Below are 26,423 nucleotides of genomic sequence, written 5' to 3'. Positions count from 1 at the left end.
CTGTATCTGCCTCCTGTCCCGCTTTCAGCAAATGTACACAGCTGCCATTGTCCCTGCTGCGACACATCTTTCGCATAGGTTATTTTTTTAACTGTGCAAGCCGCTCATCCACCTGTGCAGCCATGGCGGTATATTTCTCTAATTTCTTCTTTTCTTCTTCTACTTTGGCTGCCGGCGCCTTGCTGATGAACTTCTCGTTGTTCAGCATGCCGTTGGCACGTTTGATCTCGCCGGCCAGACGTTTTGCTTCTTTTTCCAGACGGGCGATCTCTTTTTCCACATCCACCAGCTCGGCGAACGGAATGTAGATCACTGCATCCGGAATCACTGTGGATACGGCGTCGTCCGCGATTCCTGTCTTATCTGCCTGTACGATAACTTCGCTGGCATAGCCCAGGGTGGCGAAAAAGACGCGGGAGTTCTCGAAGATGCCGCGGATCTCTTCTTTCTCTGACACCACATATACGGTTGCTTTCTTGCTCGGCGGCACGTTCATGTCCGCCCGCAGGTTACGGATGTTGCGGACAGCGGTCTTGATGACCTCCACCTCATTTTCTTCTGCCTTGAAGTCAAGTTCTTCTTTAAATACCGGCCAGTCGGATACCATGATGGACTCTTCCTCATCCTGCATGCTGCAGAAAATCTCTTCTGTGATAAACGGCATATACGGATGAAGGAGCTTCAGGGCGATGACCAGTACATTTTTCAGTGTGTAAAGAGCCGCTGCCTTGGTGGCGTCCTCGTCGTTATATAATCTCGGTTTTACCATCTCGATATACCAGTCGCAGAACTCTTCCCAGATGAAGTCGTGCAGCTTCGCCACTGCGATACCCAGCTCGTAGTTCTCCATGTTGTCGGTGACTTCTTTTACAAGGGTGTTGGCCTTGGAAAGAATCCATTTGTCGGCTGGCGTCAGGTCGTCAAGGCTCACCTGGCTCAGGTCGGCTTTCTCTATATTCATGAGCATGAACCTGGAAGCGTTCCATACTTTGTTGGCAAAGTTACGGCTGGCGATGATCTTCTTCTCGGAGAAACGCATATCGTTGCCCGGTGCATTTCCTGTCACGAGAGTCAGACGCAGCGCATCGGCGCCGTACTGGTCGATAACCTCCAGCGGATCGATACCGTTGCCCAGGGACTTGCTCATCTTGCGTCCCTGCTCATCCCGCACAAGACCGTGGATGAACACGTCGTTAAACGGACATTTGCCGGTGTGCTCATATCCGGAGAATACCATACGGATAACCCAGAAGAAGATAATATCATAACCGGTCACCAGCACGTTGGTCGGGTAGAAATAATCGAGATCCTCGGTCTGTTCCGGCCAGCCCAGAGTGGAGAATGGCCACAGAGCGGAGCTGAACCAGGTATCCAGAGTATCCTCGTCCTGTGTCAGATGTTTGCAGCCGCATTTCGGGCAGACATCCGGCTGAGTTCTTGAAACCACGATCTCGCCGCAGTCGTCACAGTAGTAGGCCGGAATCCGGTGTCCCCACCAGAGCTGTCTGGAAATACACCAGTCGCGGATATTTTCCAGCCAGTGCAGGTATGTCCGGTCAAAATGTTCCGGCACGAAACGGAGGTCTCCGTTTTTCACTGCCTCGATGGCTGGTTTTGCCAGCTCTTCCATGCGAACAAACCACTGTTTCTTCACCATCGGCTCCACGGTGGTGTGGCAGCGGTCGTGAGTACCTACGTTATGGTTGTGCGGCTCGATCTTTACCAGATAGCCTTCTTCTTCCAGCTCTTTTACGATAGCCTTTCTTGCCTCGTAGCGGTCCATGCCGGCAAACTTGCCGCCGTTTTCATTGATGGTTCCGTCGTCATTCATGACGTTGATCTCTTCGAGATTATGGCGCAGTCCCACCTCAAAGTCGTTAGGGTCGTGGGCCGGTGTGATCTTAACGGCTCCTGTACCGAACTCCTTATCCACATAGGTGTCCGCCACGATTGGAATCTCGCGGTTCACAATTGGAAGAAGAACCATCTTTCCGATCAGATCTTTATATCTCTCGTCATCCGGATGCACGGCGATGGCTGTATCGCCCAGCATGGTCTCCGGACGGGTCGTTGCGATCTCGATACATTTGTCAGTTCCCACGATCGGATAATTGATGTGCCAGAAAAATCCCGCCTGATCTTCGTACACAACCTCCGCATCGGAGATGGATGTCTGGCAGACCGGACACCAGTTGATGATTCTGGAACCTCTGTAAATGTAACCTTTCTCGTATAACTTGATAAAAACCTCTTCCACTGCCTTGGAGCAGCCTTCATCAAGAGTAAAGCGCTCTCTGTCCCAGTCCGCGGAAGAACCCAGCTTCTTAAGCTGGCTGACGATACGTCCGCCGTACTCTTTCTTCCACTCCCAGGTTCTCTTTAAGAATCCTTCTCTTCCCAGATCCTCTTTCTCGATACCTTCTTCTTTCAGGGCGTTGATAACCTTGACCTCCGTGGCAATACTGGCGTGGTCGGTTCCCGGCTGCCAGAGGGCGTTGTAGCCCTGCATTCTCTTGAAACGAATGAGAATATCCTGCAGAGTGTTGTCAAGAGCGTGTCCCATGTGAAGCTGGCCGGTGATATTTGGCGGCGGCATCACGATGGTGAACGGTTTCTTGCTGCGGTCCACTTCCGCATGGAAATATTTCTTATCCAGCCATTTCTGATAGAGTCTGTCCTCAATCTCAGCAGGATTGTAAGTTTTATTCATCTCTGTTGCCATAAATCTATGTCCTCCTGGAATACTAAATTGTCATGTTATAAAAATGCTCCGCAATCAGAAGCGATGCAATCGCTTTTAGTCGCGCACAAGCGCAATTATTATACCACAAGTTTTCAGCCTTGTGTGTATCTTTTTACCTATTCTTTCCGCACAGGAAGCCCTGCAGTCAGCAAATCATCTTCCATCTCCATCTCAGGGCGGAAGTCCTTTTGCAGCTCCCGCACAAATCTTTCATAAATATTCTCTGCTTCCTCAGTTTTTTCCCTCTGCAGCAAATATTCGATTTTTTTCTGTTTTTCAGCCAGACTGCTGCAATGATAAGCCTCGGCAATAGCTGCAAAACGGTTCTCAAAAGATTCCTGCGACAACTCCGATATCTTAAAAGATTCCATCTCTTCTTTTGCTTTTTCCATATTTTCCGTAAATGCGATAAGCGCATAATAGTAAAAAAGAGACTCTTCATCACCCGCATACTGGTACGCCTTCACAAAATCAATCTTAGCGTCCTCCAGACGAAACAGCCGTGATTTCGCCACCGCCATGTTGTGATAGGCGGCACCGGTATCCATCTTTCCCATAGTTTCCGGTTTCAAAGCCTCTTTATAATAATGGATGGCCATGGACGCCCGTCCCGCTTCAAGAAGCATATCGCCCGTCCATTTGCACTGTACAGGATACGGCGTATTTTTTAAATCCCTGTACTCATCCAGGATCTCGCGTATTTCCTCCTCAGAAAAATAATTCCCCTCCCGGAAAAGCGCAGCAAAATATTTCATCTGGTCTCTTCCAGGATCTGTTAATTTCGAAAGCTGCCGGTACAGCTTCTCAAGGCCCAGCTCATCACGGATGTAAAGCAAAAGCTCCTCCTCCGGCAGCGTATATAAATAGAGCAGCATGTGTCCGCTCAGATAATAACACAGTTCTTCATAGGAAAAAATCTGTACGCCCGTCTCCGGAAAACGATAAGGCTCTTTTCCAGTCCGTCCGACACAGATAATCGATTCCCGCATATAGTCTCCTCCTTATCACGATATCAGCTTAAATGGAAAAACCGTTACCTTTCCCGTACCGGGAAACATGGAACCAAATCCCATGTCTTTCAACAGAATCACGCCTTCTGTCTGTGCGGTAAACTGTACCTCAATGCGGATTCTGGTTGTTTTTGGCGGCCGCGCCGGGAGATCCCTGATCTCGCAGGCGGCGCTTTCCATCTCATTTTCTTTCGTATTATGATAGAAGAATTCCACCTTCTGGCTTTTATCCAGAATAATATCGACAGTTCCGACGGTATTATACCACTCCCGGCCGATGGACGTGATCGGCACATATTTTGCCTTTCCCGACTCCTGCGTGAGGATGCCGATGGTGTGATATACCATGTCCGGTCCCTGCATCAGCAGCATGCCGTCCTCCATCAGCTGTACCGGGCCAAGCCCCAGCAGGCATGCCCCGTTGGCGTACAGATTCTGTCCCATGAAGACTCTTCTTCCGGCACACAGATATGTCAGTGTTTTCTTCATCCAATTGCCTTCAAATCCTCTTCCTGTGAGAAAAATTATATGTGCCGGATTCTTCACCAGAAACTGTTTCATCAGTCTGCTGAAATGATAATCCCGGTTCTCGTCATCCTCGTGGATGCCCTGTTCCTCCAGATTCATCTCCTTCAACACCGCCCGATAAGCTTTCTGTCTGGAAGGACGGATCTGCTCCACCAAAATGTAACGGAGTACATTTTCTGAGTAATCAAGAAGAAGGGTATTTCTGTCCCATACCGCCCGCTCCTGATGAAATACATATTCCACAAAAGAACGGAAATGAGTGATCACATTCACAGAATGCCTTTTCTTAAAATCTTCGTCCAACAGTTCTTCCAGATGTTTCCGACACTGTCGCGAGGTGTCTTCCATGGTAAAGTAAACGCCTTGGTACATTTCCCAGTTTATGTGATTGGCCTCCATATAACGCCGGATATAAAAAAGTCCGCTGGCAATGTAATCCTCCTGCTCCTTTTCCGGCAGAGGGAAACTTTCCTCGGTGGTTTCCGCCGCCGCTTCATCATAGACACTCAGCTGTACCGCATATTTCCCCAGATCGATCCCGGCAAATTTTCTTGTTTCAAGTTCTCCCATAACATACTCCATTCCGCCTCCTGCGAAGGCGATGTTATAATACTTTCATCATATAATCTGTAAAATACGTTTTTATCAGATATTGTGCAAGCTCTTCCGGAGCGCAGCTCTCCGCGCTCAGATCATTGAGAGCAAAGAAGCGGCTCTCGTCCCCTTCTGACTCAAAGGTATCGAAACGGATGACCGTCTCGTCGCTGACCACCTCGCCGCCGTCTTCCAGGCGGTAATTAACATGATCATTTTGATAGAAGAACATGGTACAGACATACATTCCCGGCAATATTTCCTGAAGATGTCTCTTTCGAACGAGTACATCTTCTCCTTCCACCTGATAATACAGCACCACATTGCTCCCGCGGTTTCCGTAATAGGTCAGAAAAGTCCTCTCCAGATATTCCACCGGAAGAGCGATCCACTGCCGGTAGGCGTAGAAAACCGGCAGGTAATATTCTTCCTTCAGGAACTTTCCTATAATGAACACTGCCGCGTCCTTAATTTTCTCCATCCACGCTTCCCGCGGCGCAAAATAGTAGAGAAAATGTATCATGGTCTGACGGTCACGGATTCTTCCTGCGAGAATCTCACGGCCAATGATTCCATGAATCGATTCCGGCAGTTCAAGAATACCGCGCCGTTCCCGCTCTGAAGCATACTGCAGGTAACTCTCCGTCACCTGATCTCCTTCATTCTGATCGTAATACACCTCAAAGACAGAAAAGAGGCCGTCGGCGTCATTCCCGGTAAACATGCTCTGACGCAGCATCCGCTGTTCCAGGGCTGTTGTCTCCAGAGCAAACTTCCGGCTCCGTTCCCAGATAAGAAGAAGATCTTCCAGCTCGCCTTCAAAATGTGTCATAAGATACGACAGCGTATCCCTGTTATATTTTTTGCTCACAAAGGCTGAATAGGCAAGATACAGCGTAGTCTCATCCATTTCCCCTTCGCTGTGAGCGACGCCGAAAGACGCCAGACGCAGACGCTTCACTGCGCCCATAATATTGCAGCCATATAGTTCAATGCCGAAAAAGGCATTTTCTATCATTCCGACTTCCATATAATAATCCATCAAAGTCTTGCGAAAACCGGCTGTCACATTGGAATAATCAATTCTGTCCAGCCATTTTGCCAGCGCCTCTTTTTCCTGATGCTTCTGATAATACAGCAGCATTTCCTCAGCTGCCTGGCGCCGGATCCACGGCTGATAATCCTCATGAAAAGCTATTTTCTGCAGAATCGGCATATCTTCCGCTTTCAGATCTCCTCCTATTTTATCAGACAAAGACAGAAGGATTCTTTTGTTAGCCATGTTTTTCTGAATCCATTCCTTCGGGAACTGTTCCGGAGACAGAAACGGTTCCTCCCTGTAAGAAATTCCCGACACATATCTCTGTTCATTGCTGTCCACAAAATACAGCTGTGCCCGGCGGGTAGGAATCTCCGCATAGCAGAATCCTCCGGACAACGGATAATAGAATTCCTCTCCGGTCTCCGGACGGGAAACATAAACGCCGATCATATTCCTGTTGCTGCATATAATCTTCCTGTAAAATAATATATCGCAGACCGCTTTGGTATTTGCCGGCTTCTCCAGAATCTCTTTCTGAAAATAATGATACAGGTAAGCCAGATGCTCATTCATCCGGCCTTTCAGAAGCTGCTCCTCCACAAAGGGGATCATTTTGGAATAATAAGCGCCGAACACCTCATCACAGGCATCCTTATTCTCCAGTACATTTGAATAAAGGTATGCCTTCTCCGTGGAATCCAGACTGTTGCTGTAAGTAAAATAAATGAGCACCCGATGCGGAATGATCTCAAAGCTGTTAAAATCCATGCTTCGGATAAAAAATTCATTGAGTCCGATGATTTTCAGATTAGCGCCCACCGCTTTTCTAAAATACTCATGATATTCCCTGCCGCTGCGGTTTCCCTTGATGAGCAGAGAACAGATGACCTGTAAAAACCGCTCGTCAGGCTCTATCTCATATAACTTTTTGGCAATAAAGAATATCGCGCTGCTGTAATATTTCATCCTCAGCGCCAGCCTTGCGAACTGGTAAGCCAAGGCCATGGAAATATACCCATAACGGACGCCCCACCGGAAAATACTAACCTCAAAACTGCCAAGCTCTTCCATAAAGTTTGGATTTTCATTGAGAATCTCGCATGCCTCAAAGAATAAGAGACTGCTGTTTTTCCCTTCCTGAAAAAGCTGGCGGATAGTATCATACTGCAGACGCTTATTATAAACATATTCTCTGTCCAGATAAATCAGCATCCACAACGCCTCTGCTTTGTATGCAGACACCTCGTAAAAATCCCGGATAGATATGACAGCCGCCGATATGGTCTCCGGCGTCCGGTAAAGCATCGCCTTCAGGTACAGCAGATAATTTTCAAGCAGCGGCTCCGTCTCCCCTTCCCGCTGCTCTTCTTCTATCTTCTGAAGCAATTCTTCCGCTTCCTCCGGATGTTCTTCCATGATCAGAAGATGTATGCGATACATCTGCCACTGTACGCCTTTTGTCAGATGGATCAGCTCATCCAGCACATGTTCTGATTCCTCCGCAAAATCTTCAAATCCGATGCTTCCTGTACGGAAAAACAGATAATTATGCATCAATTCCGCCTTCTGTCTTTTGATGCGGCTTCTGACTTCTCTCTCCCTGGACACCGTCGGAAGGGTGCCCCACCATTCCACAGGTATCTCAAACTCCTGACGAACGGTACGAATCCGGATCACATCGCTTCCCATGGCATAACTGTGATTTTTCTCCACAGTGAGTTCCAGCCTGCCTTCTTCAAAATCCGCGCTGGTAAACTTAAGTACAGAAATCTGAACCTGCCCTTTTTCCGCAGTGATGGTTCCTTCCGTATAACCATCTGCCGTCAGAGTGATGCAGATTGTCTCCTTATCTTTTCCCGCGTCGAGAACAACCTGCTTTTTCTCTATGGCGAGGACGGCAGGTTCTTTCCATCCTGCCGCCGTCAGGAATTCCTCCACGATCATATTTCTGGACCGGCTCTTCATAAGACTGTGGTACATGGCGTCCTGCTCCGGCAGATCCTTCAGAAATATAGTGGAAAAATTCGGGAGGAAGAACAGCTCCATGGCTTCCTGCCTATTCTCATGATACAGCCGCACAAAGTCTTCCATCCGGCAGATGCGCCCGATGGAGGTGTCGGCCATGACAGGCGTCACAACCACACGATAAGGGATATTATATTCGCCTCCGTTGGTAATCAGAAGGAAATCTCCCTCAAACTCGTTGCCTGACGTTGCCAGTTTTCCTTTAAAATAATAAGGAATCTCTGTCCGTATTCCATCAAACTCTGTCTTTTCCAGACCTATTTTATCGTTGGTGGAACGAACAATTCCTTTTACCGGTATTTTATTTTCACTTTCAACTATAAAAGAACTATGGTATACTTTGCCTTCTTCCACGGTAATTTCCAGATTCGTCACGGAAATACGCAAAACCGGCAGTTTGCTTTCCTCTGTTCCTTCTTCTATTATATTATTTGTCTCTCTCACTTCACATACCCGCCTGTTATTTATCTCAACCTTCACGCGATCCGCCTACTTCAATCTGATCTTCTTCACTGCCGACCAAGCGGAGCGATACTGGGTTCCCCCCGCCTTTTTTACAGCGCGGACTTTGCAGTAATATATCTTTTTCTTCTTCAGGCCGCGTATTACTTTTCGCGCGGCTTTGCCTGACGCAGTCACTGTCACGGCATTTTTCATATTTTTCGTTCTGGAATAACGAATTTCGTAGCGGGAAACTCCGGACTGCTTTGCCCAGGAAACAATGAGTCTGCCGCCTTTCCTGCTGCGAGCCTTTACCTTGCCCGGCCGCTTCAGCCACACTGCAGTTTTTTTGTTGCTCTTGCTGCTGGACTTATTATTTTTTACCGCCTTCACAGCATAAGTATATTTTTTCCCCTGTGCGACATTTTTATCTGTCCATGACTTTTTCTTTCCAGACACCTCTTTTACCTTCTTTAAAGAACCATTTCCTTTTTTCCGGTAAATTACGTACTTATCTGCTTTTTTTACTTTCTTCCAGACAATTTTAATCCCGCTGCTCACACCTTTTGCTTTTTTAAGCACCGGCGTTGACACGCTGCTGTTTTTCTCTGACACCACATTAGTTTTATCAAGAATTCCTGTGTTCAGCAGATTCGTGAGAATAGGGCATCCCCATCCAAAAAAATCATCTTTCCCTGTCGTCCCCAGATCTTTGCACCGCGCTTTCAGCTCATTATATACGCCTTCCACAGAAAGATCAGGCTGCATCATTTTCAGATAAGTCACTGCAGCGGTAATATGCGGCGCTGCCATGGAGGTTCCTGACATTCCGATCAGCATTCCGCCTGCCGCGGCGCTTACAACCTCGCTTCCCGGCGCAGAAAAATCAATTCTGCTTCCATGGTTTGAGTAGGAGGCCGCATGCTCATTAGGGCCAAAGGCCGCCACTGCGATCGTCTTATTGTTGCAGGCAGGATAACAAAACGCCACATCCACGCCGTTGTTTCCTGCCGCCGTACAGATGGCAATACCGCTGCGGTACGCCTTATTAATCAGCGAATCAAGATATGTAACCGACATGGCGTTGGCCGCCACAAATCCAAGACTCATATTAACTACGGAAACATTTTGATTCAATGCATACTGCAGAGCCGTCTTAATGGTCAGCAGAGAAGAATATCCGCTGCTGTTTGATATCTTTAATATAAGAAAACGGGCGTTGGACGGAGTTGAGTCCGCGATAATTCCAGCCACGTGAGTGCCATGGCCATGATTGTCCGTCACATTTTTATTGTTGTCAATGAAATTATAGCTCTGGGAAGAAATATTTCTGGACTGAAACATAAAGTTGGACTTGTCGATACCTGTATCCAGAATAGCTACAGTCACCGCTCCGTATTTTCCTTCTGCCTGATCCTTCAGTGTGTGCATTCCCATATAGGCTGTCCCCCAGGAATAGCTGCCGCTGCTGGCAAGAGACGCATCGTCCGTCAGAATATCATCCACATAATAAACCTGATCCGGATAACAGTTTTCCTCGCCATATTTTTCACAGAGAGCCTCAAAGGCGTCTCTTGTCTCCTCTTCTGTATCAAACTGGAGAATGGTCTCGCCAAGCTCCGTATTATAATAGACTTCCTCTGCCCCGTAGTCTTCCTCCAGACCGGACGCCTCCACAATCAGACGCTTTGTCTGGAAAGGAGCGGTTATCTCATATTCGCCACTGTCGGTCTCTTCCACATCATAGAGCGTATCCTCCGGAAGCGTATCCATGTATTCTTCCAGTATCTCCTCCGATTCTCCGGATATTTTCTTTCTGGATTTTCCTTTATCTGTGCCGGTTTCCGGAAGGTCTTCCGTCTCCCCGTCAATTTCTACCTCTCCGGCTTCCGTATCCACAGTCATTGTTCCAAAATAATCTTCATCCCAGGTATCGGAAATGATCTCTGCCATCTCCTTATTGTCCGTAATCTCCTGTGCGTCAACAGCATTACTGCCGCTGTCTCCCGCCGTATCCGTATCGCCGGACAGGTTTTCCTGCGCCGCATCTGCTGTCCCGGCTTCCACAGGTACTGAGAAAACACTCCCCAGCACTCCGCCTGCCGCCATCAGCACGCTCATCGCAACAGCCAGACTTCTCCTTTTCCACATTCCTGATTTATTATATTCTTCTTTTCTCATTCTTTTGCCCCTTTCCTTTCCGGGCCGTATCGCAGCACACCGTATCAGCTCTCCACATGCTGTCTGAAATCTTTCTCCCGGAATAACATATCCACCAGCTCTTTGTAATTCTGAAGTCTGACGGATTTTTTTATTTTTTTCCCAATCTTCTCTCCATCTTCAAACATGGGGAGCATATAGTTCCAAAGTTCTTTCATCTTAAAGAGTACATTTCTCTCACCGGACATAATATCTTCATAACCCGCACATATCTCATCATGGAAAGCCTTCCACCTGACTTTATCGGGCCGCCCGTCCTCTGTGAACATCTCTGCCAGCTGGGGATTGGCGATCAGCCCCCGTCCGATCATGATCCTGTCCACCTCCGGAAACTCTTCCCGGAACCGTTCAAAATCTGCCTTCGCAAAGATATTTCCATTGTAGCACACGGGGTGCCTGCACAGCAAGAAACCTTTTCGAAAGGCCTCTCTGTTCACGGGCCTTTTGTAAAAATCTTTATGGATTCTCGCGTGAATAATCACCTCCGACAGCGGAAACTGGTTATAAATTGCCATGAGAGGTTCAATCTCCTCCGGACTGTCCAGTCCCAGCCGTGTCTTCACCGACACTTTCACGGTGACCTTATCAAATACCTGCTCAAAAAAACGAAGCAATTTCTCCCGGTCGGCGAGAAAGCCGCAGCCTTTTCCTTTGGACACTACCGTGCCGGAAGGACAGCCAAGATTCAGATTGATCTCTTCGTAGCCGCAGTCGGCCAGCTTCTCCGCCATCCGCACGAAATCATCCGCCTGATTGGTAAGGATCTGAGGTACCAAGTTAATATTCTGATTATGTTCCGGCGCAATGTCATTCTTTTCTCTGGAGGTCCATCCTTTTCCTTTCTTAGGCGTCAGAAATGGTGTATAATATTTATCAATTCCCTGGAAATAATGCCGGTGTGCGTTCCGGTACACGTAACCGGTAACGCCTTCCATTGGCGCAGCGTAAATTTTCATGGGATTCTCCTTTGTAAATGTATGTAATGTTGTGTATCATGCCGGCGGAAACCGCATCCGGCAGCTAGAAATACACTGTTTACTACATTACCACAGAAACGCTCTAAAGTAAATTTACATTATCTTCACGGAGGACAATTTTATGGAAAATAAACATAAGACCGCCAATTCATCGGACATTCTGACTATCCGGCCTATCGGACACATTCACACGGACTTTCCGGAAAAGTTCGGCATTCCGCGCCAGAGCGGACTGGTGCCGTCGCTGCAGGCGTATATCACCTTCGAAAAAGAATTCCAGAACCCGGACTGCTTTCGGGATATCGAACGCTTCACCCACCTCTGGCTCATCTGGGGTTTCTCAGAGAATCAGGACAAGGGCTGGTCGCCCACCGTCCGCCCGCCGCGGCTGGGCGGAAACGTACACACCGGCGTATTCGCCTCCCGTTCACCATTCCGTCCGAATCCTCTGGGACTTTCCTCCGTGCGGCTGAAAAAAGTTTTGCTGGACGACGGCAGCAACGGCCCGGGCGATGCAGATTTTTATTCCCGGCCTGCCGGCACAGAAGGCCCGGTACTCTTTATCTCCGGGGCAGATCTGATGGACGGCACGCCGATCTACGACATAAAGCCTTACGCGCCACTCTTTGACAGCCACCCGGACGCCTCCGGCTCCTTTACCCACGACGCCATCAAACATCGCCTGACTGTCCACTGTCCCGACCATCTGCTGTCGGTCGTTCCACCGGAGAAGCGGGAGGCTCTCCTTGAGATTCTGGCCCTTGACCCCCGCCCGGCCTACCACGACGATCCGGAGCGCATTTATGGAATGGATTTTGGAGACTGGTGCGTGCGATTCTGCGTAGATGGGATGGAATTGGATGTGAGGGAGATTGTTCGGAATAAAAAGTAATCTAATAAATGGGCAAGTTGGAATTTGTAGAGGGATTAATTAATGAAGCAGAATACATTGATAAAGTTTAATTAATAATGCATATATTGATTTACTAGATGAGGAGAATTATTTAATATGAAAGATTTTTTTATTACATATCAAAGTGAAATTGTAACAGCAACTATATCCTTTGTTGTTGCTTTGTTCACTACTTTATTAACTCATTTCTTGGGTAATTTCAAATTGAGTTATACGGAAAAATTGAAAATCACAAGTGAACTTTCAAAAAGAAAATATGAAGGAATTACAAAAATCAGGAAAGAAATCACTATACTGTCACAATATGAAAATCTGTGTGTTACTGAAACAGAAGATTCATTAATTCCCGAAAATATTGGTCAAAAAGTATATACACCAGCCTGCTGTTATTCTTATGAAACACTTATGAAAATTTCAAGTATATTAAATGATTTACATGGAGAATTTGGATATTGTTTGAGACATACATCTGTGATTTATTTAGTATATATTAAAAATTTTCTTATGGACTATGCTTTAAAGTATAATAAAGCTGGGATTTCTGATGAAGAATTACGTTGGGCCAGTGTTCCGCTGTATGGAGGAATACGCAAATGGTACAAAAGATTTGACAAAGAGCTAATACGTTCTATGAATAGACCTAGTATGAAATACTTCGCACACTCAGGATTAAAGTATAATCTTTTATTAAAAATATATGGTTTGTACTTTGAGCGAACAGAACCATATAAATACATGAATGATGAAAAGAGTATATTAAACCAAATGATACATAATCGAGATGAAATGATTGCTCAATATGAAGAAACGATTATTGAAAAGTCAGATGAAATTGCCTCAAAATTATCTTGAGATATATAAATCCTAAGTTGTCGAATTAAACGGAGATTTTACAATGAAAAAATCAGACTTGTAAGCGCAGGCTATTATCTAGAACCTGATACCCTCAGCGCCAACAATATTTTCTGTATTGCAAGGTGTTGCGAAGTTATTGCAGCGGTGGAAAGAATGGTTTTCCACAACACAGATATCATTTCTTTCCACCCCGGCAATCCCCTATTCTTTCTCCTTAAACACGATCCATTTGCTGATGATATAGTTGCTGACCAGAACGACCACCTGTGCGCCGACCTTTACGCCGACGCTCGGCAGGCCAAGGCCGTTGATGAAGATCAGCAGAATGGCTTCCTCGATGACCAGAGTCAGGACTCTTCCGCCGAAGAATCCCGCTGCCTGGCAGAGCAGCTCCTTTATGCCGTGGGGTCTGGCGTCAAATACCCACAGGCTGTTGGTGATATAGGCGAAGGTCACTGCCAGAATCCACGAGATCAAATTTGCTACCAGCGGATCCATGTGCATGACCACATCGCACCAGGCGAAGGAGCCGATGCTGACTACGGTGGCCAGTCCTCCGAAGAAAACGTAAAGGATAATTTCTTTGTATTTTCTGTACATTTCCATTAATTTTGTAAACATTGTCTGCTCCTGTTATTCTCATAAAAAATTTGCTTCTCAAGTAGAAAAAACACGTAGTATATACTAAAATGAAATCCTGTAAAAATCAATAGAAAAAAATGCACAGACATTTACGAATAATCATGCACAAATATTTGCAAATAAGCGCTTTGATCTGATGTATCAGGAAACGGGGGATAAAAATGATCATCAACACGGGTGGACGGACTGATACCGTCCAGTATTACACAGACTGGCTCTTGAACCGCTTTTCGGAAGGGTATGTGCTATCGCACAATCCTTTATTTCCGCACAAGGTGACGCGCTATGAGCTGACGCCGGACAAGGTTGACTGCGTTGTATTCTGCTCAAAGAATTACAGGCCGATCCTGCCGCGGCTACACGAAATCACAGACCGATTTCACACATATTTCCACTATACCATTACTGCATATGGCAAGGACATTGAGCCGGGCGTACCGTCCATTGACAAGAGTATCGAAACACTGATTGCATTGTCAGAGCAGGTGGGAAAACAACGCGTTGCATGGAGATATGACCCCGTTTTGCTGACGGAGAAGTACACGGTCGAACGCCATCTGGAGATCTTTGATTATATGGCAAAGGCCCTTGCACCTTACATAGACCGGTGCATTTTCAGTTTTGTGGAAATGTATAAAAAGGTAGAGATCAATATGCCGGAACTGATTCCGCTGACCGATCAGGACATGGAGACGCTGGCACAGGGACTTGGCGCCACTGCTGAAAAACACGGTATTTTTATCCAGACCTGCGGGACCGATGATAAATTTACACAATACGGTATTCACTCTTCCGGCTGCATGACCCTGGATATCCTTGGCAAGGCCAACGATATCACCTTCAGAAAACTAAAACATAAGGGGATGCGCCAAGGCTGCCATTGTATTGAAAGCCGGGACATCGGCGCATACGACACCTGCATGAACGGCTGCAAATACTGTTACGCCAATAGAACGCCCCGCAAAGCTTTCGATAATTATAAACGGCACGATCCTATGTCCTCTCTGCTGCTGGGCGATCTGAAACCTGACGACACTGTGATACAGGGAGCCCAGAAAAGTTTTCTGGCGGCCAAACGTCAGGGATAAAATAATTCCCGCAGGAAATACTTTGGGGCAGCGGTTTCCCGCTGCCCCGATTCTTATTCGTGTTTGTCTTAGTAGTTTTTCAACTATTTTTTAATTTTCACTACCTTTACCTGGCTCCACTTACTGTAGACCTTCTCAGTTCCGTTCATCTTGTAAGCGCGAACCTTCACAAAGTAGCGTTTACCTTTTTTGAGTTTCTTGACAGTGCGGACATTCTTTGCCGCATTGTAGGAGTTCACTGTAGTTTTCTTCTTTCCGAAGTTGACGCCTGTGGAATAAGCGATCTCATATCCATCAGCGCCGGCAACCTCTTTAAACTTCACCTGCACTTTTCTTCCCTTGCGGTTTTTCAGCTTTTTGATGGCTGTTTTGGCCGGAGCGGCAACGTCCTGAGCCTGCGGCTCGGAGGTCTGTGGCTGCTGCGGCTGGGATGGGGTTTCCGGCTCCGCCGGTTTAGATGTCAGGGAGTAGTTGATGTCGTTGTAATCGGTGCTGAAGTCGAGGGTGTAGTCTTCGGACATCACTTCCGCATTTAATTTTTTCGCCATCTCCACTGTCTGGTCTCCAATGGAAATTCCTAAATCTGTTGCTTTCTGCTCCAGCTGAGAAGGATTACTGTTATAAACTTCCATCATCTGAGCATCTACAGTTTTCTGGTCTGCTTCTAATTTGTTTACATATCCTTTGTAGAAAGCTTTTACTTTTTCTCCTACAGTGTTCACATTTTTTCTTGCATAGGTATCTAAATCCTGAAAAATCCAATATGCAGATGTCGCACTGTAATCATGTGCTTCTTCTTTATAGGCTTCTGGTGCATCTGTCAATAATGCTCCATAAAACGGAACCATCGGAGCATAGGCTGCACTGCCTAAACTCAGCCATTCTACTGTTGCCAGCTGCGCAGACATATCGGAACGAATCTGCATAATATGACATTCAGCAGAACTTGCCACGCCGATATATCTAATACTTCCCAACCCACGCGGTCTTCCATCTGCAAAGTCCTCAAATTCTTCGTACTGACTTCCTGCCAGCTGATATAACTTTTCAACTGTAACGTTTTTTGAAGGAACATCGAAGAAAATATCCTGATAATTATCCGTATAAATATCTGTATTATCTTCACCGGTTAAAATATACTGGCCGGCACGAATACGATCGGCATTTCCAGAAGCATATCCATTACCACCGTAAGTAAGCTTGATATTAAGAGCATTCTCATTATCAGGCTCTGTCAGCGACTTATGATAGATTCCGCCTGCTTTCGCTTTAGTTATAATATCCTTTGATGCAATCACGTCATCATCCGTTACATCAATATCCCCAAGTACCAGACAGTTCGGGATAATCGCTGCTTTATCATCAGGCATTTTTACTGCACAATATTGATACCCGGAAAGGATTTCCATGTACCATACTTCATTATTATCAGCAATAAATACACCATCAGCTGTATACCATACGCCATAATCATCAATTGCTTTTGCGAGTATCTCTACTCCCTCTCTGGCGGTTGATGCCTGGCAAAGAATATAATCTACATAGTTCTCTTCAGAAACACCTGCTGGTCCTACAAAAGGATCTGCATTCTGTGCATCGGCACTGTTACCTGCAGTGGTAGTTGCTGACATGGATACACCCATCTCATTTACACCAACTTCACCGAATAATCCGGCTCCTTCTTCTTCATTATCCCGGCAGGCCGTATAACGATATGTTTCCTCTAAATCCTCATTATAATAAGGAGCTTTAAACTCAGTAGCTCCGCTTTCATCAACCCACATGCGGTCTGCTGGAATCTCCTTGGACTCGATCACCTGAAACACCTTATCATATCCGGCTCCAATATCCTCCGTCCTTCCAAACAGTGTGGACCCGTCTTCTGTCAGGTCGGAACCTACGTAGTAGGATGTACAGGCTTTTGCCGGAACGGCTGCCAGGGCGGTGAAGCCGACAGCTGCCAGCATGGTCAATAATGCTTTTTTCACTTTTCTCTCCTCCTGTGTTTTGCAGTTTTACAGGCAGTTCCCTTCTTTTTTGTGCGCTGATTATTTTTTCTTCATGACAGCGCAGTCTCATTTTCTTTCTGAAAATGCAGGGACTTCCCAAAACGGCAACAGAATTTCTGTCATTTTTATCCTGATGCAACGGTGCCATTATAATACTTTCTTTACATTTCGTCAATGAATTTTTACATATTTATGCATCTTATGTCGTTATCATTGCATTTTATTTACATTTTTATAATCATTTATGCATTTCATTATTATATGCAAGCAATATTTTTATATTATTTTTTGTTTTAAGAGAAAATCTTCTCGCCTTGATAAGCAAAATATTTGTGGACAAAAAAGAAAAGTACCGTTCTCTCAAGAAAGAGTACAGTACTTTTCCTGCATTTTTATAATAAATTTCAACTGAACGTTCTATAGGACAGAACTATCAGATGGTCAGCGGTTTGCCTGTCAGTAGCTCGTATGCTTCTTTGTATTTATCGATGGTCTTATCGATAACATCCTGCGGCAGGTTGTAGTCGCTGTCCGGGTTGGCTTTGAGCCAGTCTCTTACAAACTGTTTGTCGTAGGATGGCTGTCCTTTGCCAGGTGCGTAGCCTTCTTTTGGCCAGAAACGGGAGCTGTCCGGTGTGAGCATTTCGTCGCCCAGGATAACGTTGCCGTCTTCGTCCAGTCCGAACTCAAACTTGGTGTCGGCAATGATGATGCCTTTGCTGAGAGCGTACTCTGCACATTTTTTGTAAAGAGCGATGGTTTTCTCTTTCAGCTCGTTGGCATAGAACTCGCCTTTGCCCGGGTAAGCCTTTTCGAGGATCTCCACGGACTTTTCATAGGAAATGTTCTCGTCGTGGTCGCCAATCTCTGCCTTGGTGGATGGAGTGTAGATCGGTTCCGGCAGCTGCTGAGATTCCTGAAGACCTTCCGGCAGCTTGATACCGCAGACAGTTCCGTTCTCCTGATAGCTTGCCCAGCCGCTTCCTGTAATATATCCGCGGACGATACATTCGATTGGAAGCATCTCAAGCTTCTTGCACATCATGCTCTTTCCTCTGAACTGTTCCTGCTGGAAATATTCCGGCATATCTTTGGTGTCGACAGAAATCATGTGGTTCGGTACCACATCCTCTGTATAGTCAAACCAGAACTTGGACATCTGTGTCAGCACAGCGCCTTTATCGGTGATCTTGTTCTTTAAGATAACGTCAAATGCGGAAATTCTGTCCGTGGCTACCATGATCAGGCTGTCGCCGTTATCATAAATCTCACGTACTTTTCCTTCCTTCATCGGTTTAAATTCTTTCATTCCACTCATCCTTTTCTTATCATGATGCTTGATTTCTATGGTTTTTACCGGGTAATTGTACTACAATCTTTTCCGGAAAACAATTCTTTTTCTCTTTTTTTCTGTCCTGATTTTCAGTTTTTGGATTTTTTCCAGTTTTCCATCGTCAATCATATCGTCACTGTTTCTTTTTTGACGCCTTTTCTTCTGACTGCTTTTGATATCCCGGATAAGATTTGCAGATATCTTTTAAACAGCATCGCTCGCAGTAAGGAGTGGTCCGTGCTGTACAGACTTCTCTTCCGTGGAATACAAGCCGGTGACAGAAATCGCTGCCCTCCTCAGGAGGGATAATCTTCCAGAGCGCCATTTCTACCTTTTTTGGTTCTTTGATATCATCTACCAAACCGATACGGTTGCACAGCCGGATGCAATGAGTATCAGTAACGATGGCCGGTTTACCGAACACGTCTCCCATGATGAGGTTGGCGCTTTTCCTTCCGACGCCCGGCAATTTCATCAGGTCGTCAAAATTATCCGGCACCTGTCCTCCGAACTCATCCCGGAGCATCCGCATACATTTGCTGATATCCCGTGCCTTACTCCTGCCGAGACCGCATGGACGGACGATGGCCTCGATGTCCTTCGGCTCCGCCGCTGCCAGCGCGTCCACACCCGGATATTTGGCAAATAAATCCTGCACGATCACATTTACTCTCTCATCCGTACACTGGGCTGCCAGACGAACGCTGACCAGAAGCTTCCACGCTTCGTTGTAATCCAGTGTACACCCGGCGTCCGGATATTCCTCTTTCAGCCGCTCGATGGCAATGGCGGCTCTCTCCTTTTTTGTCATATGTATACCTCCAATAATGCAAATTGATCGACCGTCCTTTTCGGGCCATTTTATTGCTTTTCATCCTATTCTGTATCCGCTCCGCTGACAACTGCCCGGGCGCTTTCCGGCGCATCTTCCGCGTCTGCCTGCGCGTCTTTCTCTCCGCTCATGGACACCAGCAGGCATCCTCCGATAATCAGAGCAAAACCCAGCAAATCAATCGTGGCAAATTCCGTGCCCAGCCAGAGGGCGGAAATCACTGTCGCCACCACCGGCTCGATACACGCCAGCATGCTTGCCTTCACCGGTCCGATATCGGCCACTCCCTGCAGATAGAAGGAAAAGGCAATGACAGTACCCAGAATGACCATAGCCAGCAGCGCCAGCACGATATGCAGATCAAAATCCCAGGATTTCTCCCAGATGCGAAAAGCGACCGCCAGCACGATACCGCCGATCAGCATGGCAAAACCATTGATCAGCGGTGTTCCCCATTTCTTGAGAAGCTGCCCCGGCAGCAGAGTATAGGTGACCAGCGCCAGCGCCGCCAGACCGCCCCAGGTCAGAGCGCCGCCGGAGATCACCAGTCCGTCCAGACGACCGTGGGTGGCGAGAAGCACAACGCCGATGAGCGTCAGAACCGCCGCCGTTATCTCCTTGCCCCGCGGCAGCCGCCGGGCGAGGATACAGGATATGATCATTACCAGTATAATTCCGGTGTTCTGAAATACTGTGGCCGTACCGGAATTGGAATAACTGATGGCGGTGAGATAGGCAAACTGGGAAAACATCAGACCGCCTACGGCAAATATCACCAGCCGCACTGCCTCCGCCGGCTTTTTCCAGACGGCGAACGTCTCTTTCTTTTTTGCAAATAACGTAAACAGCAGCAGAATCACGCCAGCTCCCAGCATACGGATCGCCGCCAGCATTCCTGATTCCATCTGGCTGTTGGCAAAAATATACTGGCCGCAGGTACCGGAAAATCCCCAGGCTGCACCGCCAGTTAATGTGAGGATAACTCCTCTGATCTGTCTCTTCTTCTGTGTCATACATTTTCCCCTCTTTTATTAAATCTGAGTGGTAGTATAACACAACCCGCAGGATTTTTTAATATATTTCAGGGAAAATGTACGGGAAAACCGTTTATTATTTTTCGGGGAAAATGTGCAGGAAAACCGGAAAACACCGCTTTAATGCGGCTTATCCTCCAGCAGCCGCTCCTGGTTCTCAAGAATCCGGTCCATCTTCTTATGGAGATCTTCCAGAATAAATTCTGACTTCAGATTCACTTTATAGGCGTTCTCCGCCTGCTCCCGGTCTCTCTCTTCCCGGCGGTTCTGACTCATCATGATGAGCGGCGCCTGAATGGCTGCCACGCAGGACAAGACCAAATTCAGTAAAATGTACGGATACGCGTCAAATGCGTTGTCTTTCATCAGGTTATTGCCGAACATCCAGAACAAAAGCAGGGCCGTAAAAGAAAAAATAAAGCCCCAGCTTCCGGCAAACTTTGCGATTTTGTCCGCGGTCCGCTGCCCAAATGTACTGGCAGCATGGAGGCTCCGCTCCAGATCTACCGATACTTTCTTTTCCAGCATCATATGGAGGATATCCTCCTCATCGAAGTCCTCCGCCACATTGTCCACCAGTACCCGCACCAGTTCCAGCTTCTCATCGGCAGTGAGCGTTTTATCCGGCGCGGCGCCGGGATTCTTTCCGGTTGAAGCCGCGGTCGGCTCCGCTGAATCTCTGATATTCTGCCCGGCCGAAATGCTGGCGGCAGGCTCCGGCGGCGCCATTTTTTTTCGTTTTGACATACTGCTGTCCTCCTGCTCTCTTTTAAAACAGTATGCCCGGATTTTTTATTTTCAATCGAATTTTATTCCCGGCGTCCCGGTCACGACTTTAAGAACACCAGATTCTTCTCATCGGAGTACATTTCCGCAAAACGGTATCCTAGCCGGTCAAAGCCTTTCAGTTCCTCCGCGGTCTCCGCCTTCTGTTCCGCCATGAAACGTACCATCTCGCCCCGGGCCATCTTGGCGTAGGTTCCTTTTTCTTTAACCTTGCCGTCAATGAGTTCTCCGAACACGCAGGTGACGCAGGAAATATTCTCCGGCAGATATTTTAAAACCGCCTTGCTGTACTCTTTGGACGCCAGATTCACCAGAAGGCTGCATCCGGCGAGTACTTCCCCGGCGATGGCATCGCCCCAGAAATCATACAGCGAATCCAGATCCTGCCGGTGGAAGCGGGCCTGCATCTCCAGCCGGTAAGGCGTGACGCCGTCAAAGGGCCGGAGCGCCCCATAAAAGCCCGACAAAATGTACAGATGATTCTGGAGATAGCGGTACGCCTTCTCGTCAAACACCGCCGGCGCCATGTATTTATACTGGATGCCCTCGTAGGCGAGAATGGCCGGCGTCAGCCGCTCCCGAAGATTCATGGATGTAATCCGCTCAACATTTTCAAGAGCAATCTTGTCGTTGCATTTCCACATTTCCTGCAGTTCTGACGGAGTCATCTGCTTCATCTGTCCCAGAAGATACTCCGTCTGCTCCAGAAAATGCGGCAGTCCCTCCGGCGGCAGAATGTCCGTTTCGTTCATTTTCTTCGCCGGAGAGATGATGATTTTCAGCATATGTCTTCTTCCTCTCCTTTACTGCTTTCTAAGAGCGCCTTTTTGCCATAAAAACGAAACCATACTTTCGTATCTGCTCCGCCGTGAAACCTCTGGCAATCAGAGATTCATCATATCGTTTCTTTTCAATCTGACAAAGAGCAGCCTGTGCCGTCTCTTCCAGACTGTTTTCCCTTCTGCTCTGTACTTTAAATTCGATGATGATGGCATTATCACCTCCATTCTTCGGTTCCAGCATGACATCGTATCTGCCGAAACCGCTTTCTCTGTTGGAAGTCAGAATATACCGTTCTTCCAGCTCCACCATCAGCCCGAAGACAAAACCATGATAGAATCTTTCCGGCTCGCTGTCCCCGGAAGGATGACTGCCGCTGTCAAAGAAGCTGAATGTCGCCAGGGACACCCGGTTCATATATACGTTCATGGCTTCCGCATCTGCAAAACCGCGTCCTCCTGCACATCCACATCCTTCACTTTTAGATAACCGCTTGCAACCATCAGACTCCAGATAGCGCTCTCGTCCTGATCAAGCTGATTGTACACAATCTGCTCATCCAGTTCCGTCCGTAACGTTTTGCCGCACATCAGCATTTCTATTCTTTCCTTCACATCACCACCCCTCTCCCGGCAGGCAAATTCTTCCGACGGAAATATTCACTCCCATCATAGTAAATATACTGTAATTTCATACTATCTATACTGTAATTTTAACCAATGGGACAGATTGAGTCAATAAGGGATGTATACGGAAAAACTCTTGAGAAATTCACAAATGTATATAGGAAATAAAAAATCTCCCGGATGAGAATGATACTTTGGCATTTCCTCTGTCCGGGAGAAATTTTTTATAATTCATTTTTTACATCCGCATATTTACCGAACCATTTTTGTTTTGATTTTACTCCATTTCCCATAAGTCCTTATGATTGTGCCGCCTGATTTACTCTTTTTAAACGACCGAGCTCTGAAATAATATTTTTTTCCGGTCTGCAGTTTTTTAATGACTTTACTGGTTTTCTTATTCTTTTTTAAAATTATCGTTTTTGTTTTCTTTTTCTTAAACTTCTTACTGGTAGAATACTGAATCTGATATCCGGAGGCATTTTTGTCCCGTTTGACCGTTACCTTCACTGTTCTGTTCCCGGAAGCCGCCACAGACTTAATCTTTATACGCTTCAGTTCAGAGCCAACACCGGAAGAAATCCCGTCATTGCTCCCTCCACTGGTTATACTTGAGTTTTGAGAACTATTTCCAACATTGGCGTTGTTGACGTTACTGGTTCCAGTATTACTGCTGCCGCCTGTCTGATTTCCCATCGCGGCATTATCTTCATTTGACGTCCCGTCGGAGCTGACCGTTCCCGCATAAGAATATATACTGTCAGCCGATGCATCCAGATGCAGTACTGGCCGGATTCCCTGCGGATCCTGTTCATCATAATACCAGCCCTCATAGTAACCGAATTCTCCGTTCTCATCAACCCCGTACACACCCAGATATGGAGTTCCTCCATCTTCATACGCCAGCATTCGGCTCCACCAGCCACAGGAGCCGGTCCCATAATATACTCCCATCGCTTTGGCATACTCCGTTGGCCGGCAAATTCTGTGAGCATCGGAAAGGAATCCATGCTGCACGGCAGTGTCATCAAATTTTTCGTCCAGCTCAAACCCCCAGAGCAAATAAACTTTATCCATTGTAGGTAGATTATATATTCCGTCCGGAGTGTACTGATTCTCCACATCCGTCTGGATAATACCTGCCTGCTCTTCGGTCGTAAAGGCGCTGGCCAAAAATCCATGCTGTTCCAATGATGTGCTGTTTAAAAATTTTCTTAAAGAATGATTCATCCATATATTACTGTCATTGGACAAGATATTTTTCGCATCGACAGCTTCATCTGCCATCAAAAACAGTTCATTTCCTGCCTCTAATACCCGCCACTTCATCGGTTCATAACGGAAATAATGCCAGTCGCTGACGCTGCCCCAATTATAATACCCCGCTTCTCCAGAATGAGTGGAATCTTCCGCGTCAGTTTTTCTCACCCTTCGATACTTTTCTCCACTGATTCGAATCTCATCATTGGACCATCCGCTGGCAGACGCCAGCGCGGTATATTCACTGCTTCCCGGCAAAATCTCCGTCTGCGGATAACTTCCGAACCAGACGCAATCCCAGGTAACGGTATTCCCGTCTGTAACCGGATCCTTTAATGTGACGGTCGCCGCCTGCGCGCTACCCACACCTATTTCGGGACAAAGAGTACATACCAGAAGCACGGCAAGAAATACCGTTCCCATACGCTGCAAAATGTTTCTCATAGTCTTTCTCCTCTCTCTTTCACCGGCAGCCATCCGTTCGAAATTTTGCTCATTATGCCGGTAAATATTTATTTTTTATGTATAGTATTGATAATATCATACGTCAAAAACAAAAAAATAAATTCCCAAAATGATTAGGAATTTATTTTCAATCGTCTTATTACATTTCTCTATGATTTGTTTATATGTCCACATTCCGTAATAATTTTTCCAGATCACAGAAACGGCACCATATAGACCGGCAGCATCAGAACATCCTTGTCTTTCTGTAAATCCTTTGTATAAATCAGATATTTCTCCAGAATTCTTTCCGAATATTTTTCTGAGAACCGGTCCAGGGACGTGTGAATTTTATATCCTGAGGATTTCACCTCAATGGGGCAGATTTTATTTTTCTTTGACAGGATAAAATCCACCTCGTAGTTATGCTTTGTTTTCTCATTGGCAAACGTATGATAAAACAATTCATTTCCGCTGGCTGTCAGCATCTGGGCGACAATATTTTCATATAAATATCCAAGATTGGCGCTGAGTTTATCATTAAGCAGTTTCTCATAAATCGTATTTTCTGTAAAATCTCTGTCTTTAAAGGTCAACGTCGTAAACAACCCGGTATCGGCGAGAAATAGTTTAAATTTCCTCAAATCTTTATGAGCAGACATTCCAACGCCGGGATCATTGGCATGATAAGCCACAAGGACTGTTCTGGAATCTTTCATCTGTGCAATCAATTCCAGAATACTATCCGCTCTTTCATTGGCAAGAACACTTGAAACCTGATATCTGGAAGTATTTTTATTCAATTCCGCCGGTATTGCGTCAAACAACATGGAAATTCTTCCCGTTGCGTCTATTTTACGGAAATCATCTTCATAAAGATTTAAAATATCTCTTTTTATGATGTCCACCTTATGAAAATTATTTGTCCGCAAATACTCGTCCACTGCCTGAGGCATTCCTCCTATCAGCATATAGAGCCGAAAATCTCTCAACAATTTTCGATTCATTTTTTCTCCCACCGGTTTCCTGCTTTCAAATACGCTTCGCAGCAGGTTTGTCGTCACATTATCGCCCTTCGCCCAGAGAAACTCTTCATAGTCCATGGGATACATGCTGATTTTTCTCTCTTCACTGGGAATCAGAATATCCTTCACATTTTTACGGATGGAAATAAGCGAGCCCGTCTCAATATAATCATATCTTCCATCTTTCACCAACGCTTTTATCGCCTGTCTCGCCAGAGGGAATAACTGCACTTCATCAAAAATGATCAAAGATTCTCTTTCTATTAAATCCGTCTTATATTGAAGCTGAAGTTGTAAAAAAAAGAAATTCAAATCTGACAAATCATAAAAAAGCTCTTTTACTGCCTGAGAGGCAACCGAAAAGTCAATTAAAATATAGCTGGCATATTCATTTTTTCCAAATGTTTCCACCACGGTGGATTTACCTACCCGCCTTGCTCCTTCAATTAATAATGCTGTTCTCCCCTGAGATTCTTCTTTCCATTGCTGCAGTTTGTTGTATATCTTTCTTTTAAACATAAGCGTTACCTCCTGGATCTACAGATACAAGATTTCATTCCCAACGTGCTGATTTTTATCTCTATTATATACTATATGCAGAATCGCACTTTTTTTCAAGGCAAATTCCTGCAAAATCGCACTTTTTATTTTCACGTTTTCCTGCAAAATCGCACTTTTTATCGTATGGATTATGATGTGACGACCTCCGGCGGCGCGAACCAATCAAATATTTGGGCCGCTGCACACTCCCCGCCGGCAGAAATCTCTTGACACCACCGTATCTATAGTATATAGTGTGCATATAATAACATCATACCAAAGGAGGCGGCGTTTTGAAGATAGTAATCTCCAACACATCAGACCTTCCTCTTTATCAGCAGATCAAAGATCAGATCAAGGACGCTATTCTCCGGGAGGAGCTCACCCAGGGAGACGCGCTTCCTTCTATCCGAAGCTTTGCCAATGATCTGAAGGTGAGTGTTCTCACCATACGGCGGGTTTATGAGGAGCTGGAGAAGGAAGGTTTCGTGACCAGCCAGGTGGGCATCGGCACTTTCGTCTCTGCGGGGAATCTGGATCTGCTGCGGGATTCCAAGCGGCGGCTGGTGGAAGAAAAAATGCAGGATATGATTCACACGGCGAAGTCACTTTCCATCACCAAAGAAGAGCTTATGGAAATGATGGACATTTTATATGAGGAAGAATAAGAGCGGAG

The 26,423-nt window shown here is 46.3% G+C and carries 21 protein-coding genes; 4 read left to right on the top strand and 17 right to left on the bottom strand.

Annotated elements, in window-relative coordinates:
• Positions 1 to 79: 79 nt before the first annotated feature.
• From B5F87_RS01910 to B5F87_RS01885, 6 genes are all read right to left on the bottom strand, one after another.
• Positions 80 to 2,722 carry a valine--tRNA ligase gene (locus tag B5F87_RS01910; protein ID WP_087275864.1) on the bottom strand — a complete coding sequence of 881 codons (2,643 nt, stop codon included), beginning with the start codon at positions 2,720 to 2,722 and terminating at the stop codon, positions 80 to 82.
• A 137-nt stretch (positions 2,723 to 2,859) separates the two neighbouring features.
• The gene (locus tag B5F87_RS01905; protein ID WP_087275861.1) at positions 2,860 to 3,732 is read right to left on the bottom strand and encodes a hypothetical protein; all 873 of its coding nucleotides are present in this window, start codon (positions 3,730 to 3,732) and stop codon (positions 2,860 to 2,862) included.
• 15 nt (positions 3,733 to 3,747) lie between these two features.
• The gene (locus B5F87_RS01900) at positions 3,748 to 4,863 is read right to left on the bottom strand and encodes a DUF5716 family protein (RefSeq protein ID WP_087275858.1); all 1,116 of its coding nucleotides are present in this window, start codon (positions 4,861 to 4,863) and stop codon (positions 3,748 to 3,750) included.
• Positions 4,864 to 4,885: 22 nt separating this feature from the next.
• Positions 4,886 to 8,422, bottom strand: coding sequence for a DUF5717 family protein (locus B5F87_RS01895; RefSeq protein ID WP_087275855.1), 3,537 nt, complete (start codon positions 8,420 to 8,422; stop codon positions 4,886 to 4,888).
• A gap of 9 nt (positions 8,423 to 8,431) precedes the next feature.
• Positions 8,432 to 10,564, bottom strand: a complete 2,133-nt coding sequence (locus B5F87_RS01890) for a S8 family serine peptidase (RefSeq protein ID WP_087275852.1) — start codon at positions 10,562 to 10,564, stop codon at positions 8,432 to 8,434.
• 44 nt (positions 10,565 to 10,608) lie between these two features.
• The gene (locus B5F87_RS01885) at positions 10,609 to 11,559 is read right to left on the bottom strand and encodes a tRNA-dihydrouridine synthase family protein (RefSeq protein ID WP_087275849.1); all 951 of its coding nucleotides are present in this window, start codon (positions 11,557 to 11,559) and stop codon (positions 10,609 to 10,611) included.
• 142 nt (positions 11,560 to 11,701) lie between these two features.
• Here B5F87_RS01885 and tsaA point away from each other — a divergent pair, with 142 nt between their 5' ends.
• Entirely contained in the window at positions 11,702 to 12,472 is a 771-nt protein-coding gene (tsaA, locus tag B5F87_RS01880) for a tRNA (N6-threonylcarbamoyladenosine(37)-N6)-methyltransferase TrmO (RefSeq protein WP_087275846.1), read from the top strand.
• Between the two features lie 117 nt (positions 12,473 to 12,589).
• Entirely contained in the window at positions 12,590 to 13,345 is a 756-nt protein-coding gene (locus B5F87_RS01875; RefSeq protein WP_087275843.1) for a hypothetical protein, read from the top strand.
• A 204-nt stretch (positions 13,346 to 13,549) separates the two neighbouring features.
• Here B5F87_RS01875 and B5F87_RS01870 read toward each other — a convergent pair whose 3' ends face one another.
• Positions 13,550 to 13,969 (bottom strand): GtrA family protein, encoded by a 420-nt coding sequence (locus B5F87_RS01870; protein WP_087275840.1) that lies wholly within the window; start codon positions 13,967 to 13,969, stop codon positions 13,550 to 13,552.
• 182 nt (positions 13,970 to 14,151) lie between these two features.
• Between B5F87_RS01870 and B5F87_RS01865 the strand changes: the two genes are divergently transcribed.
• Positions 14,152 to 15,078, top strand: coding sequence for a DUF1848 domain-containing protein (locus B5F87_RS01865; RefSeq protein WP_087275836.1), 927 nt, complete (start codon positions 14,152 to 14,154; stop codon positions 15,076 to 15,078).
• Positions 15,079 to 15,161: 83 nt separating this feature from the next.
• On the opposite strand, the gene B5F87_RS01860 is transcribed toward B5F87_RS01865, so the two are convergent.
• The 10 genes from B5F87_RS01860 to B5F87_RS01820 all read right to left on the bottom strand — a co-directional run bounded on the left by B5F87_RS01860 (position 15,162) and on the right by B5F87_RS01820 (position 25,726).
• Entirely contained in the window at positions 15,162 to 17,066 is a 1,905-nt protein-coding gene (locus tag B5F87_RS01860) for a C69 family dipeptidase (RefSeq protein WP_087275833.1), read from the bottom strand.
• 454 nt (positions 17,067 to 17,520) lie between these two features.
• The gene (locus B5F87_RS01855; protein ID WP_087275830.1) at positions 17,521 to 18,396 is read right to left on the bottom strand and encodes a phosphoribosylaminoimidazolesuccinocarboxamide synthase; all 876 of its coding nucleotides are present in this window, start codon (positions 18,394 to 18,396) and stop codon (positions 17,521 to 17,523) included.
• A 157-nt stretch (positions 18,397 to 18,553) separates the two neighbouring features.
• A complete protein-coding gene (gene nth, locus B5F87_RS01850) occupies positions 18,554 to 19,231 on the bottom strand; it encodes an endonuclease III (protein WP_087275827.1) in 678 nt (225 codons plus the stop codon).
• A gap of 65 nt (positions 19,232 to 19,296) precedes the next feature.
• The gene (locus B5F87_RS01845; RefSeq protein ID WP_087275824.1) at positions 19,297 to 20,265 is read right to left on the bottom strand and encodes a DMT family transporter; all 969 of its coding nucleotides are present in this window, start codon (positions 20,263 to 20,265) and stop codon (positions 19,297 to 19,299) included.
• 141 nt (positions 20,266 to 20,406) lie between these two features.
• Positions 20,407 to 21,033 (bottom strand): DUF1003 domain-containing protein, encoded by a 627-nt coding sequence (locus tag B5F87_RS01840; RefSeq protein WP_242964211.1) that lies wholly within the window; start codon positions 21,031 to 21,033, stop codon positions 20,407 to 20,409.
• An 80-nt stretch (positions 21,034 to 21,113) separates the two neighbouring features.
• Positions 21,114 to 21,857, bottom strand: a complete 744-nt coding sequence (gene yaaA / locus B5F87_RS01835) for a peroxide stress protein YaaA (RefSeq protein WP_343215708.1) — start codon at positions 21,855 to 21,857, stop codon at positions 21,114 to 21,116.
• Between the two features lie 28 nt (positions 21,858 to 21,885).
• A complete protein-coding gene (locus tag B5F87_RS01830; RefSeq protein ID WP_343215707.1) occupies positions 21,886 to 22,281 on the bottom strand; it encodes a PD-(D/E)XK nuclease domain-containing protein in 396 nt (131 codons plus the stop codon).
• Positions 22,278 to 22,466 (bottom strand): hypothetical protein, encoded by a 189-nt coding sequence (locus B5F87_RS21635; protein WP_343215706.1) that lies wholly within the window; start codon positions 22,464 to 22,466, stop codon positions 22,278 to 22,280. The genes B5F87_RS01830 and B5F87_RS21635 overlap by 4 nt, the downstream gene beginning before the upstream one ends.
• A 264-nt stretch (positions 22,467 to 22,730) precedes the next feature.
• Positions 22,731 to 24,182 (bottom strand): hypothetical protein, encoded by a 1,452-nt coding sequence (locus tag B5F87_RS01825; protein WP_087275820.1) that lies wholly within the window; start codon positions 24,180 to 24,182, stop codon positions 22,731 to 22,733.
• Positions 24,183 to 24,397: 215 nt separating this feature from the next.
• Positions 24,398 to 25,726 (bottom strand): AAA family ATPase, encoded by a 1,329-nt coding sequence (locus B5F87_RS01820; protein WP_087275816.1) that lies wholly within the window; start codon positions 25,724 to 25,726, stop codon positions 24,398 to 24,400.
• A gap of 314 nt (positions 25,727 to 26,040) precedes the next feature.
• On the opposite strand from B5F87_RS01820, the gene B5F87_RS01810 reads away from it, so the two are divergent.
• Positions 26,041 to 26,415, top strand: coding sequence for a GntR family transcriptional regulator (locus B5F87_RS01810; RefSeq protein WP_087275809.1), 375 nt, complete (start codon positions 26,041 to 26,043; stop codon positions 26,413 to 26,415).
• Positions 26,416 to 26,423: the final 8 nt, after the last annotated feature.

The organism is Eubacterium sp. An3, assembly GCF_002159465.1.
Lineage (GTDB): Bacteria > Bacillota > Clostridia > Lachnospirales > Lachnospiraceae > Anaerobutyricum > Anaerobutyricum stercoris.
Note: the sequence above shows the minus strand (reverse complement) of the source record. Positions and strands in the feature narration are given on the sequence as shown.

Excerpts from the sequence above, each read along its gene's own strand:
- B5F87_RS01910 (WP_087275864.1), bottom strand. The coding sequence starts at position 2,722 with ATGGCAACAGAGATGAATAAAACTTACAATCCTGCTGAGATTGAGGAC.
- B5F87_RS01905 (WP_087275861.1), bottom strand. The coding sequence starts at position 3,732 with ATGCGGGAATCGATTATCTGTGTCGGACGGACTGGAAAAGAGCCTTAT.
- B5F87_RS01900 (WP_087275858.1), bottom strand. The coding sequence starts at position 4,863 with ATGGAGTATGTTATGGGAGAACTTGAAACAAGAAAATTTGCCGGGATC.
- B5F87_RS01890 (WP_087275852.1), bottom strand. The coding sequence starts at position 10,564 with ATGAGAAAAGAAGAATATAATAAATCAGGAATGTGGAAAAGGAGAAGT.
- B5F87_RS01885 (WP_087275849.1), bottom strand. The coding sequence starts at position 11,559 with ATGAAAATTTACGCTGCGCCAATGGAAGGCGTTACCGGTTACGTGTAC.
- tsaA (WP_087275846.1), top strand. The coding sequence starts at position 11,702 with ATGGAAAATAAACATAAGACCGCCAATTCATCGGACATTCTGACTATC.
- B5F87_RS01875 (WP_087275843.1), top strand. The coding sequence starts at position 12,590 with ATGAAAGATTTTTTTATTACATATCAAAGTGAAATTGTAACAGCAACT.
- B5F87_RS01870 (WP_087275840.1), bottom strand. The coding sequence starts at position 13,969 with ATGTTTACAAAATTAATGGAAATGTACAGAAAATACAAAGAAATTATC.
- B5F87_RS01865 (WP_087275836.1), top strand. The coding sequence starts at position 14,152 with ATGATCATCAACACGGGTGGACGGACTGATACCGTCCAGTATTACACA.
- B5F87_RS01855 (WP_087275830.1), bottom strand. The coding sequence starts at position 18,396 with ATGAAAGAATTTAAACCGATGAAGGAAGGAAAAGTACGTGAGATTTAT.
- nth (WP_087275827.1), bottom strand. The coding sequence starts at position 19,231 with ATGACAAAAAAGGAGAGAGCCGCCATTGCCATCGAGCGGCTGAAAGAG.
- B5F87_RS01845 (WP_087275824.1), bottom strand. The coding sequence starts at position 20,265 with ATGACACAGAAGAAGAGACAGATCAGAGGAGTTATCCTCACATTAACT.
- B5F87_RS01840 (WP_242964211.1), bottom strand. The coding sequence starts at position 21,033 with ATGTCAAAACGAAAAAAAATGGCGCCGCCGGAGCCTGCCGCCAGCATT.
- yaaA (WP_343215708.1), bottom strand. The coding sequence starts at position 21,857 with ATGCTGAAAATCATCATCTCTCCGGCGAAGAAAATGAACGAAACGGAC.
- B5F87_RS01830 (WP_343215707.1), bottom strand. The coding sequence starts at position 22,281 with ATGAACGTATATATGAACCGGGTGTCCCTGGCGACATTCAGCTTCTTT.
- B5F87_RS01825 (WP_087275820.1), bottom strand. The coding sequence starts at position 24,182 with ATGAGAAACATTTTGCAGCGTATGGGAACGGTATTTCTTGCCGTGCTT.
- B5F87_RS01820 (WP_087275816.1), bottom strand. The coding sequence starts at position 25,726 with ATGTTTAAAAGAAAGATATACAACAAACTGCAGCAATGGAAAGAAGAA.